Source organism: Candidatus Eisenbacteria bacterium (assembly GCA_005893305.1).
In the GTDB taxonomy this organism is placed as follows: Bacteria; Eisenbacteria; RBG-16-71-46; order SZUA-252; family SZUA-252; genus WS-9.
Map to the genome: position 1 here is coordinate 20,504 of VBOZ01000030.1, position 15,615 is coordinate 36,118.

Below are 15,615 nucleotides of genomic sequence, written 5' to 3' on the forward strand. Positions count from 1 at the left end.
GGCGTGGCCGAAGTTCCGCTTCTCCTCTACGGCGCGACCGGCCGGATGGGGCGCGCCGTGCGCGAGTGCATTCCCGAGTTCCCGGAGCTCCGTCTTCGAGCCTGCGTCGCCCCGCGAAAGCCGACGGCGGCCCCTGCTTCGGGGGGCACGAGCTGGTTGACGCCGGATGAGCTTTCGAAGGATGCGTCGCGCAGCGGGCTCCCGGACGATCTGGTGATCCTCGACTTCAGCCTGGCCGCGGGCACGGCGCGGCTCGTCGAGATCCTCTCGGAGTGGCCGCACGCGCTCGTGGCCGCCACGACCGGGTTGGACGCGGCCACCGAATCGCGGCTGACGGCGCTCGCGACGCGGGCGCCGGTGCTCCGGGCGCCTAATCTGAGCCTCGGAATCGCCGTCGCGCAGGCACTTCTCCGCGCGCTTCCGCCTGCAGCGCGCGGGGTCTTCCAGGCGGAGATCGTCGAGCACCACCACGGCACGAAGAAGGACGCGCCGAGCGGCACCGCGAAGGCGCTTGCTGCGCTCTTGCGTGGCCCAGCGGAGGGAGGGGGAGCGGGGCCGCAAGCACGGGAGATCCCGATCCATTCGATCCGCGGGGGGACCGTCCCGGGCACGCACCGCGTCGTCCTGAGCGGCGCGGGGGAGACGCTCGAGATCGTTCACACGGTCTACGACCGCTCGGTCTTCGCGCGCGGCGCGCTCCGTGCGGCGCGCTTCCTCCACCGCCGCGCCCCGGGGAGCTACACGATCGACGACGTGCTGCGGGAAGGGGGCGCGTGAATAGGGCCCTGTTGGCCGTGATCCTTGTCGCCGGGGTCGCGACGCTTGGCTTCATCGGGAGCGTGCTCTGGCGGGTCTTCCGGCCGGTCAGATTCCACTTGGACGCCGTTTTGGACCGCAGGCATGTGGCTCCGGATGCGGTGGAGAGGCCGCCGGCGTTGTCGGACGATGAGACCCGGGCCCTGGATCGACTGTCGAGCAGGGGATTGTCCCAACCGTACACCGCGGCCGATATGGATTCTCTGAAAGCGATTTGGGCGGTTGTCGAGAAGAGGACAGGGAAGAATGTGTCCGAGAAGGGGGCGCGGAATTACGCCGGAGGGTTGCGCGAAGCCTATAACTACCTCGACGAATTCCAGAATTGCCTGCTCGCCTCCTGGGACTCCAGAATGCCGGTGACCACGCCCAAGCTTCTTGCCCTGAGAAAGCGGGTGGTAGAGGGCAACATGGCGCCTCGCGAAAAGGTGTCATCGGATTCGAGTTTGATCCACGAAGCCGCCACACGAACTGTGAGGAACCCCCGGACCGGCATGAGGATGCCCATGCCTCGTGAAGGCATCGTCCGGATGCTGCTTCGCATCGAGCAACTACGGCGGAACGTAGACTTCCTGGACAGCGCTCTCGCGGCAACGCCGACCAGATAGGCGTTGCTCTATGCGTTTCTCGCAGGCATTCATCCCCACGCTCAAGGAAGATCCGGCCGACGCCGAGCTCGTCAGCCACAAGCTGATGATCCGGGCGGGGCTTCTCCGCAAGCTCGCTGCGGGGATCTACAGCCTGCTGCCGCTCGGTTGGCGTGTGACGCGGAAGGTCGCGCAGGTGATCCGCGAGGAGATGGATCGCGCGGGATGCCAGGAGCTCAACCTGCCGATCCTCATGCCGGCGGAGCTCTGGATGGAGACGGGGCGGTGGGAGAAATACGGCCCCGAGCTCTTCCGCATCCGCGACCGGCACCAGCGCGACTTCGTCCTCGGCCCGACGCACGAGGAGGCGATCACCGACCTCGTGCGGAACCACGTCCGCTCGTACCGCGACCTCCCGATGAACCTCTATCAGATCCAAGACAAGTTCCGGGACGAGGTGCGGCCCCGGTTCGGGGTCATGCGCGCCCGGGAATTCTCCATGAAGGACGGCTACAGCTTCCACGCGGACGACGCGTCGCTCGCCGAGGGGTACGAGCGGATGCGCCAGGCCTACACGGCCGTCTTCCGGCGCTGCGGCCTAGCGTTCGTCGTCGTGGAAGCGGACTCCGGCGCGATCGGAGGCGATGTGAACCACGAGTTCATGGTCACCGCGGATTCCGGCGAGTCGCAGATCTTCTCGTCGGCCTGCGGGTACGCGGCCTCCTCGGACAGCGCGAAGTACGCGATGCCCAAGCCAGCCACGGAGCCGGAAGGGAAGCTGGAACCGAAAGAGACGCCCGGTAAGAAGTCGGTCGAGGACGTTGCGGCGTTCCTGGGCGTCGCCTCCGACCGTCTCCTCAAGTCGCTCGTCGTCTTCGCGGGGAGCGAGCCGGTGCTCGCCGTCGTTCCCGGCGATCGGGACCTGAACGAGGCGAAGCTCGCACGGTATCTCGGGGGAGTGCCCATCCGCCTCGCCACAGGGACCGAGATCGAGCAGCTCACGGGCGGGGCGCTCGGCTTCACGGGGCCGGTTGGAATCGAGGCCAAGATCCGGACGATCTTGGATGAGGCGATCGCGGAAGGACGTAACTACGTCACCGGCGGGAACAAACAGGACGTGCACCTCTTGAACGTGAGGGTCGGCCGCGACGTGAAGGGCAAGGAGCGGGCCGATCTTGGGACGGCGCGCGCCGGCGATCGATGCCCGCGCTGCGGGGACGAGATGCGGGTCAGCCGCGGAATCGAGGTCGGTCACGTGTTCAAGCTCGGCACGCGGTATTCCGAGCCGATGGGGGCGAAATACCTCGACGCGGCGGGGGCGGAGCGGACGATCACGATGGGGACGTACGGAATCGGCGTCACGCGGACGGTCGCCGCGGTGATCGAGCAGCTCCACGACGACAATGGGATCGTCTGGCCGTTTTCGATCGCGCCGTTCGCGGTCCACGTGGTCGCGGTGAATCTGAAAGACGAGCCCACCCGCACCACCGCGGAATCGATCTACGAAGGGCTGTCGGAGCGGGGGATCGAGGTGCTCTACGACGACCGGGATGAGCGGCCGGGCACCAAGTTCAAGGACGCCGACCTTCTCGGCATGCCGCTCCGGGTGACCGTGGGCGAGAAGGGCCTCAAGGACGGGATCGTCGAGCTGAGGGACCGGCGCAGCGGGGAGGTCGAGCGCGTGCCGGTCGGCGAGGCGGTGGAGCGGTGCGAGCGCCGCGTGAAGGAAGAGCTTAAGAAGCTTTCTTCCCAGCCCGGTTGATCATCAGCGCGAGGCGGGACTTCCTCCGATTCGCGACCGCCTTCGGGATCACGCCCTTCCGAACGGCCCGGTCGAGCTTGGAAACCGTGAGCCTTGCAACCTCTTTATCGGCGGGCTTTTCCTGGGCTTTCTTAAGCAGACTCTTAATCTCCGACTTGATCGATGTGTTCCGGATCCGGTCGCGCTTGGCGGTGCGGATCCGTTTGATCGCTGACTTGTGATGCGGCATTCATTCCTCCGGAAAGGGTTGAGGACACGCCATCGAAGTCCGTTAGGCTAGAGGACTTCCGCCCTCCTGTCAAGGGAGCCGGGCCCGCGTGATATAATGCCGCGATGCCATCGCGCTCCTCAAATCAGCGCGGCGACGCTCCTCCCCCTCTCCAATCCGACGATCCGGTCTCGATCGACCTGAAGCGCGCGATCGCGGCCCTCCCGGCCCAGCCCGGCGTCTACCTGTTCCGGGACCAGCGGGGGGATCTTCTCTACGTCGGAAAGGCGAAGCGGCTGGATCAGCGGGTCCGCTCCCACTTCCAAGACCCCGCCGCCATCGGTGCCAAGCAGGTCGCCCTCATCCGCCGCGTCGCGAACGTCGAGTTCATCGCGGTCGACTCGGAGATCGACGCGCTCATTCTAGAGTCGACGCTCGTTCGGGAGCAGCAGCCCCCGTACAACATCCACCTCAAGGACGACAAACGGTATCCCTACATCCGCGTCTCGTGGCAGGAGCCGTATCCCCGGCTCTCGATCGTCCGCCGCGTGGAGAAGGACGGGGCACGGTACTTCGGCCCCTACACCGAGGTGAAGGAGCTGCGCCAGCTCCTCCGAATGACCCAGACGATCTTTCCCATGCGGTCGTGCTCCGACATCGACGCCCACATCGCCGCGCGGCGCGAATGCCTCGAGTTCCACATCGGCCACTGCACCGGGCCCTGCATCGCGGCCCAGTCGCACCAGGAATATCGCGCGATGGTGGACCAGTTCTGCGAGTTTCTCGCGGGGCGCCGTGAGGAGGTCGTCGGGAAGCTCCGCGGGTGGTTGAGCGAGGCGTCGGAGCGCCGTGAATACGAGCGAGCGGCGAAGCTGCGCGATCAAGTGCGGCGGCTGGAATCGGTGCTCGCGCGCCAGCGGATGGTGGACGTGAGCGGCTCTTCGGTGGACGTGCTGGGACTCGCGCGGCAGGGAGAACGCTGTGCCGTCGTGGTGCTGCGCGTGCGGGAGAGAAGGGTCGTGGCGCGTGAAGTGCGGTGGCTGCGCGGGGGCGCCGCCGCCGGGGAAGCCGATCTCCTTCGCGCCTACGTGACCCTGGCGTACACCAGCGCGGCGTCGATCCCCGAGACCCTGGTGGTGGAGACCGATCCGGAGGAAGCGGAGCTGGTTCGGGCGTTTCTCTCCAAAGTCGCGGAGTCGCCGGTGCGCGTGCGCCAGCCCCGCGACGCCGCGGAGCGCGCGCTGCTGCGTACCGCGCGGCGGAACGCGGCCATCCTCGTCTCCCGCGGACGGGAGAGCAAGGGGCGGGCCTTGGAGGGAATCGCGGCCGACGAGGCACTCGAGCTCCAACGCACGCTCCACCTCGAGCGGATGCCCCGGCGGATCCGCTGCTTCGATGTGTCGCAGCTCTTCGGAACCCACGTCGTAGCGTCCATGGTGACGTTCGTGGACGGGCAGCCGGCGAAGAACGAATACCGGCGCTACCGGATCCGGACCGTCGAGGGCCAGGACGACTTCGCGTCGATCGCGGAGGCGGTCGCGAGGCACGCGGTCCGCGTGCGCGAAGGGGAGATTGCACCCGCGGACCTGGTGCTGATCGATGGGGGAATGGGGCAGCTCCACGCGGCCACCCAGGCCGCGGCGGGCTCTCCCCTGGCCAACGTGCCCTTCGTCGGGCTCGCGAAGCGTCTCGAGGAGATCGTTCAAGTGGGGACCGAGCCGCTCCGGCTTTCGCGTCGGTCGCCCGCGCTCAAGCTCCTCCAGCGGATTCGCGACGAGGCCCACCGATTCGCGATCACGTATCACCGGTCGCTCCGCGGCCGGGCCGCCCGCACGTCCACCCTCGAGCGCGTCCCGGGCCTGGGGCCGAAGCGGCGCGCGCTCCTCCTGCGCCAGTTCGGCTCGGTGGCGCGGCTCAAGCGCCAGCCGCTCGGCACCATCGCGGCGGTGCCCGGGATCGGGGAGCGGATGGCGGCGCGCATCCTCGAGGTGGTGGGCGCGAGCGGGGGCGCGGAATGAAATCGAAGGGTGCTCGGGAAGCGAAATCGAAGCGTGCCAGCGAGAAGAAAGCGAAGGCGAAGCGCGAGGAGGTGGCCCAGGCGACGATCCGGGCGCCGCTGGGCAAGGTCTGGGTGCTCGCGACGGAGTCGGGTCTACGCGAGATCCGTCTCTCGAGCCGGGAAGCCCCGACGCGCGCCGAGATGCGCTCCAAGGGGTGGAAGCTGATCCGTCGTCCGCGATGGACCGATCCGGTGCGCCGTCTGATCGAGGGCTACTTGACCGGGACCGAGCGGCGTCTCGAAATCCCGCTCGATCTCGGGGCGGGCACGCCCTTTCAGCGCCGCGTTTGGGAAGCGGCCCGAAAGATCCCGTATGGAACCGCGGCTTCCTACGTGGACCTGGCGCGCCTGGCCGGCTACCCGCGCGCGTCCCGCGCGGTGGGGAACGCCCTGGGGGCCAACCCGGTCCCGATCGTCGTCCCCTGCCACCGCGTCATTCACGCCGATCGATCGATCGGCGGGTTTTCATCAGGACTCACCTGGAAGCGGTTCCTCCTCGAGCTGGAGCGCGGTCAGCTGGAGCTTCCCATGAAGCCCCGCCGGCGGTTTCTCTTCAAGCGATGAGGCGTCCCCCTGGTGAAACGGTGGAGCGCGTCCGCCCAAAGAGCGTGCTGGGCATCCACGCCGCGCGTTTTCGAGACCACCTCTCTCTGGAGCGCCGTCTGAGCGAGAACACCGTGCGCGCCTACGTCTGCGATCTCGAGCAGTACGATCGATTTCTCGTCGGAAGGCGGATCTCGGAGATCGCCTCCATCCGGCCGCGCGACGTGGAGGATTACGCGGCTGCCGCCGGGTGGGCCGCCTCCACCGTCGCCAGGAAGATCGCCGCGCTCCGCTCCTTTCACGAATTTCTCCGGCGGCGGGGAATCGCGGAGCAGAATCCCGCGCAGCAGGTCGCGTCGCCGCGCCGGACGCGGCCGCTCCCCGACGTGCTCGACACGCGGCAGGTGGAGGCGCTCTTGGCGGCTCCGCGCGGCGAGGCCCCGGCCGCGGCGCGCGATCGGGCCCTCCTCGAGGTGGCCTATGCGACGGGACTTCGCGCCACCGAGCTGGTCCGACTGCGGCTCGAGGAGATCGACCTGGAGGAGCGGCTGATCCGGTGCACGGGGAAGCGGTCGCGGGAGCGGATCGTCCCCTACGGCGGCAAGGCGCACGGGGCGCTCGTCCGGTATCTGGAGGGGGCGCGCCCGCTCTTCCTCAGGGATCGAAGCGAGCGGGCGGTCTTCCTGACGCGATTGGGACGTTGCTTCACCCGGATGGGGTACTGGAAGCTGCTGCGCGGGTACGCCCGCGCAGCGGGGATTGATCAACCGGTCTCTCCGCACACGCTCCGGCATTCCTGCGCCACGCACCTTCTCGAGGGCGGGTGCGATCTGAGGGTGGTCCAGGAGATCCTGGGACACCGCTCGATCGAGACGACCCAGATCTACACGCATTTGGACCGGAGCTATCTCCGGGAAGTTCACTCGCGCTTTCACCCCAGGGCCTGAGCCCGAAGCCGGAATGCGGAGGAATTCATGATGGTGGAAGGGGCTCTCGTCGTAGCGCGCTTGCGCGCCGGCGCGCTGCTGCTTGGCGCGCTGGCCGTGCTGATTCCGTGCGCTGCGCATGCGGAAGCGGGCGGCTCTCCAGGCCCTCGCCGCGACTGGCTCGCCCTCGAGTCGGACGCCTACCAGCCGGCCCCGGTCACGCCGGAGCGAAAACCGCTCCTGCGCCGGCAACGACCGAACACGATCAGCCTCGGAATCCAGGGGTCCTACGGAGTGGTCCGCGGGACGTCGCGCCTCTCGGACGGCTTCAACAGCGGGCCGGGATACGCGTTTCGCTTCCGGTACATGATCACGCCGTCGTTCGCGCTTGGGTTCTCTTTTGAAAACCAGAGGTTCAATGACCGGGGTGGTCGTCCGTCCACGACGCCCGGAGCGAGCGACAGCGTCGTCGTCATGACCACGGTATCCGCGGAGGGAGTCTTCTACATCCACCGGCAGCGGGAGGCCCACCCGTACTTTATCGCGGGGTTCGGCCATGCGAGTCCCGATATCGTCGACAAATCGCTGGGGAGCGCCCGCGCGAACGAGGGGCTCTACCTGGTCGCCGGCGCCGGCATGGAGAGCTTCGTGCGTCCGCGATTCTCCGTCGACTTCACGCTCCGCGGCTACGCGATGGTCAGCAACGTCGAGTTCACATCCTTCGCGCAGATCTGCGTGGGGATCCACCTGTACCCCGGGGACTGATCCGGGATGCGGGTGACCTTCTGGGGAGCCGCGCGCACCGTGACCGGCTCCAAGCACCTCCTGACGGGACGGTCGGGGAGCGTGCTCCTGGATTGTGGCCTCTTCCAGGGCAGGAGGGCGGAGTCGGAGGCCCGGAACCGCGCGCTTCCGTTCGCCGCCCCCGCGGTCGATGCCGTGGTCCTCTCCCACGTGCACATCGACCACTCCGGCGCCTTGCCGCTCCTCTGCAAGAGCGGGTTCGAGGGGCCGATCCACGCGACGCGGACGACGGCCGATCTCTGCGGGGTCATGCTCGCCGACGCGGCCCACATTCAGATCAAGGACGCCGAATGGCTGAACCGCCGCCGCCGCGGGAATCGCGGCCAGCTCGTGGAGCCGCTCTACGACCTGGATGACGTGGCGCGGGTCCTGACCCGGTTCGTTTCCCACGACTACGAGCAGCCGTTCGAGCCGGTCCCGGGCCTGGGCGTGACGTTCCACGACGCGGGACACATCGCGGGCTCTGCCTCGGTCTCACTCCGGTGGCGCGAGAACGGCTCGGACGGCTCTCTCGTCTTCACGGGCGACATGGGCCGTCCGGGACGGCCGATCCTCCGGGATCCGGTGCCGCTCCCCAAGGCCGACTACCTCATCACGGAGGGGACCTACGGAGGGAAGCGGCATCCCGGAGAAGCGGAGCTCCGATCCTCGCTGGAGGCGGTCGTGCGGGAAGCGCTCGATCGGGCCGGGAGAATCGTGATCCCCGCCTTCGCGCTCGGCCGCACGCAGGATGTGGTCTACGCGCTGGATCAGCTCTTCCGCGCCAAGCGGCTCCCGGAGATCCCGATCTACGTCGACAGTCCCCTCGCCGCGGACGTGCAGTCGATCGTGCGCATGCACCCCGAGGTCTTCGACGACGAGACCGCCGCGGCGATTCGCCGGGGAGACGATCCGCTCGGCCTCAGGCGCGTGACGCTGGTCCGCGATGCCGCCGATTCAATGAAGCTCAACGACAAGAAGGGGACCTTCATCACGGTCTCGGCCTCCGGTATGTGCGAAGGCGGTCGGATCCTGCATCACCTGAAGCATACGATCGAAGAGCCACGGAACACGGTCGTTATCATCGGCTACCAGGCGGACGGGACGCTGGGACGGCGGCTGGTCGAAGGAGCGCCCGAGGTGCGCATCTTCGGCGAGCTCCACCCGGTGCGCGCGAAGGTGGTCGTCCTGAACGGGTTCAGCGCCCACGCCGACCACGACAATTTGGTCGCGCAGGCGGCCTCGTGCGGGGCGGCGAAGGGAATCGCGATCGTGCACGCCGACCTGGAGCGCGCGGAAGCGCTCCGCGACGGGCTCCCCCGCAAGGACCTCGCCCGGATTCCGCACGAGGGCGAGACGTGGGAGCTCCATTGACGCGCGACGGCGGCCGCGTCCGATCGATGGGCTTCCGGGTGGGGGATCGGGTGATCCACCGGGCCTTCGGCGAGGGGCTCATCGTGGAAGTGCGGGAGCGGGACGGCTTCGAGGTGCTCGAGATCGCTTTCGCCGACGGAATCCGGAGACTCACGTCGCTCTACCCGCTCGAGCCGGCACGCGGGGTCGGGCGCGCCACCTCGGCTCCGGCGGTATCGGCCGCTTCCGCGTCGCCGGCGTTTCGCCTCGGCACGGAGTTTCCGAACCGCGGGAAATTCCGGATCGCGGCGGGAGCCGAGGAGCTGTTCCAGCGATTGGTCGCGGGCCCGTACGACCCGGCGCGGGATCACGAGATTCGTCTCCGGGTCGAGCGGTACACGCTCCACAGGGGATTCGACCGGCTCCTCTGCATCGACCGTCTCCGGGACGTCCAGAAGTACGAGCATCAGATCCAGGCAGCGATCACGGTCCTGCGCCGGATGCGCGGGCGCGCGCTTCTCGCCGACGAGGTCGGACTGGGGAAGACGATCGAGGCAGGGTTGATCCTCAAGGAGTACCTGCTCCGCGGGCTCGTCCAGCGCGCGCTCATCCTGGTGCCGGCATCGCTGGTCGAGCAGTGGGACCAGGAGCTCCGGCGGAAGTTCGATCTGGAGTTCGCGGTGCTGAAGCACGGGACCGCCTGGTGGGAGGAGCCGCTCCTGCTGGCCTCGATGGACACGGCCAAGCTCCTGCGCCATCGCGACAAGGTGGCGGCGGCCTCGTTCGACCTCGTCATCGTGGACGAAGCGCACCGGCTGAAGAACCAGAAGACCCTCGCCTGGAAATTCCTGGACCGGCTCGCGCCGCGCTATCTCCTGCTCCTGACGGCGACGCCGGTGCAGAACGATCTCCACGAGCTCTACAACCTGGTCCAGCTCCTCCGCCCGGGGCTTCTCGGCACCTACAGGGCGTTCGGACGCGAGTTCATGCGCCGCGGCGACCGGCGGATGCCACAGAACACCGGCCGTCTCGCCACGCTCCTGGGGGAGACGATGATCCGGACGACGCGGAGGAGCACGTCGATCCGCTTCCCGAAGCGGGAGGTGACGAACGTCCTCTTCGACTTGACCGAGGCCGAGCGCGGGATCTACGACGACGTGTCGCGCCTGGTCCGGCGCCTGGTTCAAGGGAACAAGGATTCCCGCCGCGGCGCCATCAAGCTGACGCTCCTCACGCTCCAAAAGGAGATCGGCTCGAGCACCTTCGCCGCCGTGCCGACGCTGGGAAAGCTTCTCGTCCGCGAGCTGCCGGGCCCCGCCAGGACGGAGCTGGAGGAGCTCCTGCGCCGGGCCCGCGCCATCGACTCCAACTCGAAGTACGAGGGAATCGCCCGCTTCGTGGAGACGTCCCGGGAGAAGGTCGTCATTTTCACGCAATTCCGCGCGACGCTGGAGTTCCTCGCGCGCTCCCTCCGGGCGGCGGGGGTGCGGACGAGCGTCTTCCACGGCGCCCTCAGCCTCCGCGAGAAGGAGGAAGCGATCGCGCAGTTCCGCGACCGCTCGCGGATCCTCGTGAGCACCGAGGCCGGCGGGGAAGGGCGAAACCTCCAGTTCTGCCACTTCCTGGTCAACTACGACCTCCCGTGGAACCCGATGCGGATCGAGCAGCGGATCGGCCGGCTGCATCGGCTCGGACAGACGCACGACGTGCACGTCTTCAATTTCTCGGCTCGAAACACGGTCGAGGCCTATGTATTGGAAATTGTTCACGAGAAGATCAACCTGTTCCGCTCCGTGATCGGCGATCTGGACATGGTGCTGGGGCCGTACGCCGAGGCGGGGTCGTTCGATGACGCGGTCTTCAACGTCTGGGCGAACGCTCGGGGCGAGCGCGACATGGAGCGGGAGTTCGGGAAGCTCGGCGCCGCGCTCTCGGTCGGCCGGAAGCGATACGACGCTGTGGAGGAGCTGGACCGGCGGCTCCTCGACGGGTTGGACGATGGCGATTCGTAAGCGACAGGATACGCGGAGCGAGCTTCCGGAGATTCTGGCCGCGATTCTCGAGGCGAGGGGCGCCACGGTCGCGAAGCGCGGCTCGGTCTGGGAGGCGTTGCTCCCCGCGGATCTGGAACAGAGCCTTGGGACCGACCGGGTCCGGTTGGTCGCGGCTCCCGCCGGACGTGCCGCGCGGGGAGCGGAGATGGACGCCGCGATGACCGAGCGAATCCTGCTCCTGGGCCGGTCTCACGGGTGTGTGACCCGCCTCCTCGCGCGCGTCCCGGCGCCGAAAGGGACGCCCGCTCGGGAGCGCCAATGGGTGCGACTTCACTGGCGGATCCGCTATGGCAGCGACGATCTGGCGGACGAGCTCCTCGTCCAGCGAATCCCGGTCGGCCCCGCCGGCGGAATGAGGGCCCCGGCCGATCGCGAATTTCGGCCGCCCACGCCGGAGCAAGCCATGGCGCTTGCCGCCCCGGACCCGGAGCTGCTCGCCGCCGCTTGGATCCGCGGGCTTCGGCAGCTCGAGTCGCGCATCCGCTTCAAGCTTCGGCCCCACGAGGATCGCATGCGGCGGGAGCTCCACCGCGAGATGCGGACCCTGAGCATCCACTTCCGGTCGCTGATCGCCGAGGAGCGCTCGGGCCGCCGCCGCCGCGTCGAAGCCCGGGAAGCGGGGCGCATCCTTCAATTGAAGGAAGATTGGGAGCGAAAGCTCGCGGCGGCGGTCCGCCAGCGCGCGCTCGACACCGAGGCGCGGCTGGTCGCGGCGGCCCTTCTCTCCGTCATGCCGGAGTCTCGGGGTCAGAAGGCGGTTTGACAGGCAAGGAACCGCATCTGTAGACTAGGGAACTGACCCGTACAGGAGGACCATGTCCACCCATCTCGTGAAGCACCAAAAGATCACGAAGCGGCAGATGAAGGAAGACCCGCTTGTTACCGCGGCGTTCAAGGCGACCGATCTGTGGGAGCGCCACGGGAGCCGCATCCTCGTCGCGGGGGGCGCACTGGCCCTCCTCGGGCTGCTCGCGTTCTTCATGAGCCAGGCCCGGGCCAAGGCCGAGGAGAAGGCATCGGGCGATCTCTTCCGCGCGTCGCTGGCGGTGAATCAGGGCGAGTACGACACGGCCGTGCCGATGCTTCGCGAGATCGTCGACAACCAGCCGGGCACCGATGCGGCCCGAGAAGCCATGCTCTACCTGGGCGACTCGTACATGGGGCAGAAGAAGCCCACGGAAGCCGTGTCGTGGTATCGGAAGTTCATCGACAAGGCCGGCAGGGATCGCGCCAAGGCGCGGCTCGGCTACTACGCCCTCGGAACCGCCCTCGAGGACGCCGGCGAGTTCGGACCCGCGGCGAACGCATACGCCGATGCGGGCCGTCGCTCCCAGACGGACAACGAGCGGGGACGCGCGATGCTCGCGCAAGCGCGCAGCCTTCTCCGCGCGGGCCAGACGGCCAAGGCCTCGGACGTGTACCACGCCATCTTGAATCTGCCGAGCGTCGAGCAGCAGATCTTGGACTCGGCGAACGTCCACTTGGGCGAGCTCTCCGCGACACAACAAACTCCGTAGCGGAGCCGGCCCTTGCCGGATCCGATCCGCCTCGCGCTGGTGTGGCACATGCACCAGCCGAGCTACCGGGACGCGGAGACCGGGACGTTCCTGCTTCCGTGGGCCCGGCTTCATGCCACCAAGGACTACCGCGACATGGCGGCCCTGCTCCGGGGCTACCCGCGGGTCCACGCCACGTTCAACCTCACGCCTGTCCTTCTCGATCAGCTCGAAGCGATCGGGGCAGGGGAGCCTGACCGCTATCTCGCCCTGGCGCGCCGCTCCGCGAAGGAGCTGAGCGAGGATGACCGCCGGTTCCTCCGCGAGCGTTTCTTCGATCTGAATCACGAGCGCATGCTCGAGGTGCACGAAGCATATCGGGACCTCCACCGCCGCGTGGGCGACCCGTGGGAAGCCCAGGATTTCCTGGACCTCCAGGTCTGGTTCCACCTCGCCTGGATCGATCCCTCCTACCGCGACGAGGAGCCGATCCGGTCCCTCCTCCGGAAGGGAAGGGGATTCACCGAACCGGAAAAGAATGCGCTCCTCGATTGGGGGATCGCCTGCGCGCGCGATGTCGCGGGCGAATATCGCGGGGTCGCGGCCACAGGCCAGATCGAGCTCTCCACGTCGGCCCATCACCATCCGATTCTCCCGCTCCTGATCGACAGCGACAGCCCCAAGGAGGTGGAGCCGTCCCTGCGGCTCCCGTCGCCGGCGTTTCGCGCTCCCGAGGACGCCGCCGAGCAGGTGCGTCGGGCGCGTGCCTCCCACGAGCGACGGTTTGGATCGGCTCCCCGCGGAACGTGGCCCCCGGAGGGAGCCGTCAGCGACGCGGCGCTCGCCGTGCTCGCGGGGGCCGGCTTCGCGTGGGCGGCTTCGGACGAGGCGGTTCTCTCGGCTGCGCTTCAGAAGCGAGACGGAGTGCGACGGGACTGGCCCGCCGCGCTCTATCGACCGTACCGGGTCGAGACCGGCGCCGGTCCGATCGGGATGGTCTTTCGGGATCGCGCGCTGTCCGACCTGATCGGCTTTGCGTACGCGCGCTGGGATCCCGCGCAGGCCGCGGACGATTTTCTGCGGCGCGTGCGGGAAGCGGGGCGATCGGTGCCGCCGCGTTCGTCGCCGGTTGTGACGGTGATTCTCGACGGCGAGAACTGCTGGGAGTTCTACCCGGACGACGGCCGCCCGTTTCTCTCGGCGCTCTACGAACGACTCCAGAACGATCCGGACATCGAGGCGGTCACGGTGTCCGAAGCGCTCGAGCGAGTGCCCGCCACGGAGCGACTCGAGCGCGTGCCGGTCGGCTCTTGGATTCGCGCCGATCTCGGGATCTGGGTCGGACACCCGGAAAAGAACCGAGCGTGGGAAGAGCTCGGCGCCGCTCGCGGCGCGGTTGCCACGGCCATGAAATCGAATCGAGAAGCGGCCGAGCGCGCGCTCGAGGAGCTCTACGCGGCGGAAGGGAGCGATTGGTTCTGGTGGTACGGTGACGACCATCCCAGCGCTCATCGGAACGAGCTGGACCGGCTCTTTCGCGCGAGGTTGATCGGCGCGTACCGGTCCCTCGGCCTGGATGCACCTTCCTCGCTCCAAACCAGCCTCCGCGAGGCGGCGCCGGTCGGGAAGTTGGCCGCGGTGATTTATCGCCCGGAGGGGGCAGCGGGAACAGCGCACCGCGTGTCGGGGGCCGTGCGCGCGATCCGCTACGACACCGATGGGAAGGCGATCCGGATTCAGGTCGAGCTGGCGCGGAAGGCTAGCGAAGAGTCGGGCGCGTCCGTCGCGATCGTGCTCGCGGGCCCGCCCGAGCGGGAGGCGCGGGCTCCTCTGGGCAAGGCTGGGAAGGGGCCGGTCGAATGGACGGAGGCGGGCCCGCCCGGCGGCGCACCGGAGCCTGGTACGTACACGGTGGGGGACGCGGTCGAGATTCGGATTCCGGCCCCGCGGCTCGGCCCGGAGGCGGGCGATCGCGTCCGATTTCGTGTCGTGCTGAGACGCGGCGGGGAACCCGAGGAGGTCGCGCCCCTCACGGGATGGTTTGAGGTCTAGGCCGTCCCGATTGCGTCTAGAGTCGCGCGTGAGCTGACGGCGCTGGCGGTGTCCTTGACGCGTTCGGTGGGGCGTGCTATTCGTGCGCCGTGTCGACGGACCCGTCCCCTGAAGCAATCTCCAGCGAGGAGATCGAACGCGGCCGCCTCCTCGCCGCGGTGGCGTACCTGCCCGGGCTCTGCTTTATCGGGCTCATCGGCGCGCCCGACAACCGTTACGTCGGCTTTCACGCCCGCCAGGGTTTCCTCCTTTTCCTCCTCGAAGTCATCGCCTGCGTCGCGCTCGCGATCTACGACGCGTCCCTGGGCCGCATTCCGCTCCTCGGATTTCTGATCGGCGCGCTGGCTCGGTTCATTCTCGGCTTCGGCTTTCTCGCGGCGACCATCTACGGGGTCCTCAAAGGCGCGACCGGCGAGATGGCGCGGATCCCGTACCTGGGCGACGCAATCGGAAAGGTCCCATTCTAATGACGACCCCGGGCGAAAAGCGGTTCTGGCTCCTCCGGCGGCTCTCCAAGGTGTTCCTGGTGATCGCGTGGATCGTGCTGGCCCTCGTCGTCGTGGTCACCCCGGTGGCGGCCGTCCGGGCCATTCTCCAAGGCAATCACGAGGAGCTGGTCTTCTGGCTCAGCTACGCGGGATCGGGGCTCCTGATCTTCGTGAACCTGCTCTGGGTGGCCCAGTCGATTCAGGCGATCCTGGCGATCGAGGAGAACACGAGGCATACCGGGTACGTCCTCGAGAAGCTGACCACGTTGGCCCAACAGATACGGGACCGGCTGCCGCTGGAATCGGGGGCTGGCTCAGAGGGAAGCTCGGGGCGAGGCGGCGCCGACGATCGGCCGGGCGCTGGGGGCGTCTGACCTCGGTGTTTGTCGTATAATAACTATTATGTCAACTTGCCCAGAACTGATTGCTCGGGCATGGAGCCTTGGGTTGGGCAAGTTGACATTAATAGTATCTCGGTGGACTGCCCTGCT

15 protein-coding genes are annotated in these 15,615 nt (G+C 68.1%); 14 read left to right on the plus strand and 1 reads right to left on the minus strand.

The genetic code is table 11. The annotated features are described in order from the left end of the window. Positions 1 to 3: 3 nt before the first annotated feature. Genes dapB through E6K79_09835 form a run of 3 tightly spaced genes read left to right on the plus strand, consistent with a single transcriptional unit; the run spans position 4 to position 3,162 of the window. Positions 4 to 777 (plus strand): 4-hydroxy-tetrahydrodipicolinate reductase, encoded by a 774-nt coding sequence (gene dapB / locus E6K79_09825; GenBank protein ID TMQ63532.1) that lies wholly within the window; start codon positions 4 to 6, stop codon positions 775 to 777. Next, the gene (locus tag E6K79_09830; protein TMQ63533.1) at positions 774 to 1,421 is read left to right on the plus strand and encodes a hypothetical protein; all 648 of its coding nucleotides are present in this window, start codon (positions 774 to 776) and stop codon (positions 1,419 to 1,421) included. Before dapB ends, E6K79_09830 begins: the two co-directional genes overlap by 4 nt. A gap of 10 nt (positions 1,422 to 1,431) precedes the next feature. Next, the gene (locus E6K79_09835; GenBank protein TMQ63534.1) at positions 1,432 to 3,162 is read left to right on the plus strand and encodes a proline--tRNA ligase; all 1,731 of its coding nucleotides are present in this window, start codon (positions 1,432 to 1,434) and stop codon (positions 3,160 to 3,162) included. On the opposite strand, the gene rpsT is transcribed toward E6K79_09835, so the two are convergent. Next, positions 3,134 to 3,391: a 30S ribosomal protein S20 gene (rpsT, locus tag E6K79_09840; GenBank protein ID TMQ63535.1), complete on the minus strand. Its 258-nt coding sequence runs from the start codon at positions 3,389 to 3,391 to the stop codon at positions 3,134 to 3,136. The two genes, E6K79_09835 and rpsT, sit on opposite strands and share 29 nt — an antisense overlap. Positions 3,392 to 3,495: 104 nt before the next feature. Here rpsT and uvrC point away from each other — a divergent pair, with 104 nt between their 5' ends. The 11 genes from uvrC (at position 3,496) to E6K79_09895 (ending at position 15,498) form a co-directional block, all read left to right on the plus strand. Continuing rightward, positions 3,496 to 5,388 (plus strand): excinuclease ABC subunit UvrC, encoded by a 1,893-nt coding sequence (gene uvrC, locus E6K79_09845; protein TMQ63536.1) that lies wholly within the window; start codon positions 3,496 to 3,498, stop codon positions 5,386 to 5,388. Continuing rightward, positions 5,385 to 5,993: a methylated-DNA--[protein]-cysteine S-methyltransferase gene (locus E6K79_09850; GenBank protein TMQ63537.1), complete on the plus strand. Its 609-nt coding sequence runs from the start codon at positions 5,385 to 5,387 to the stop codon at positions 5,991 to 5,993. The genes uvrC and E6K79_09850 overlap by 4 nt, the downstream gene beginning before the upstream one ends. Beyond that, positions 5,990 to 6,919 carry a site-specific tyrosine recombinase XerD gene (xerD, locus tag E6K79_09855; GenBank protein ID TMQ63538.1) on the plus strand — a complete coding sequence of 310 codons (930 nt, stop codon included), beginning with the start codon at positions 5,990 to 5,992 and terminating at the stop codon, positions 6,917 to 6,919. Before E6K79_09850 ends, xerD begins: the two co-directional genes overlap by 4 nt. Positions 6,920 to 6,946: 27 nt before the next feature. Beyond that, positions 6,947 to 7,663: a porin family protein gene (locus tag E6K79_09860; GenBank protein ID TMQ63539.1), complete on the plus strand. Its 717-nt coding sequence runs from the start codon at positions 6,947 to 6,949 to the stop codon at positions 7,661 to 7,663. Between the two features lie 6 nt (positions 7,664 to 7,669). Then, positions 7,670 to 9,055, plus strand: coding sequence for an MBL fold metallo-hydrolase (locus E6K79_09865; protein TMQ63540.1), 1,386 nt, complete (start codon positions 7,670 to 7,672; stop codon positions 9,053 to 9,055). Further along, positions 9,052 to 11,046 carry an ATP-dependent helicase gene (locus tag E6K79_09870; GenBank protein ID TMQ63541.1) on the plus strand — a complete coding sequence of 665 codons (1,995 nt, stop codon included), beginning with the start codon at positions 9,052 to 9,054 and terminating at the stop codon, positions 11,044 to 11,046. Before E6K79_09865 ends, E6K79_09870 begins: the two co-directional genes overlap by 4 nt. Then, on the plus strand, positions 11,033 to 11,851 hold the full coding sequence (locus E6K79_09875; protein ID TMQ63542.1) for a hypothetical protein: 819 nt from the start codon (positions 11,033 to 11,035) through the stop codon (positions 11,849 to 11,851). The genes E6K79_09870 and E6K79_09875 overlap by 14 nt, the downstream gene beginning before the upstream one ends. Before the next feature lie 52 nt (positions 11,852 to 11,903). Then, complete coding sequence (locus E6K79_09880; protein TMQ63543.1) at positions 11,904 to 12,605, plus strand: tetratricopeptide repeat protein; 702 nt, start codon at positions 11,904 to 11,906, stop codon at positions 12,603 to 12,605. A 12-nt stretch (positions 12,606 to 12,617) separates the two neighbouring features. After that, on the plus strand, positions 12,618 to 14,636 hold the full coding sequence (locus tag E6K79_09885) for a hypothetical protein (GenBank protein ID TMQ63544.1): 2,019 nt from the start codon (positions 12,618 to 12,620) through the stop codon (positions 14,634 to 14,636). A gap of 89 nt (positions 14,637 to 14,725) precedes the next feature. Further along, on the plus strand, positions 14,726 to 15,103 hold the full coding sequence (locus tag E6K79_09890) for a hypothetical protein (protein ID TMQ63545.1): 378 nt from the start codon (positions 14,726 to 14,728) through the stop codon (positions 15,101 to 15,103). Further along, complete coding sequence (locus E6K79_09895) at positions 15,103 to 15,498, plus strand: hypothetical protein (protein TMQ63546.1); 396 nt, start codon at positions 15,103 to 15,105, stop codon at positions 15,496 to 15,498. Before E6K79_09890 ends, E6K79_09895 begins: the two co-directional genes overlap by 1 nt. Positions 15,499 to 15,615 lie beyond the last annotated feature (117 nt).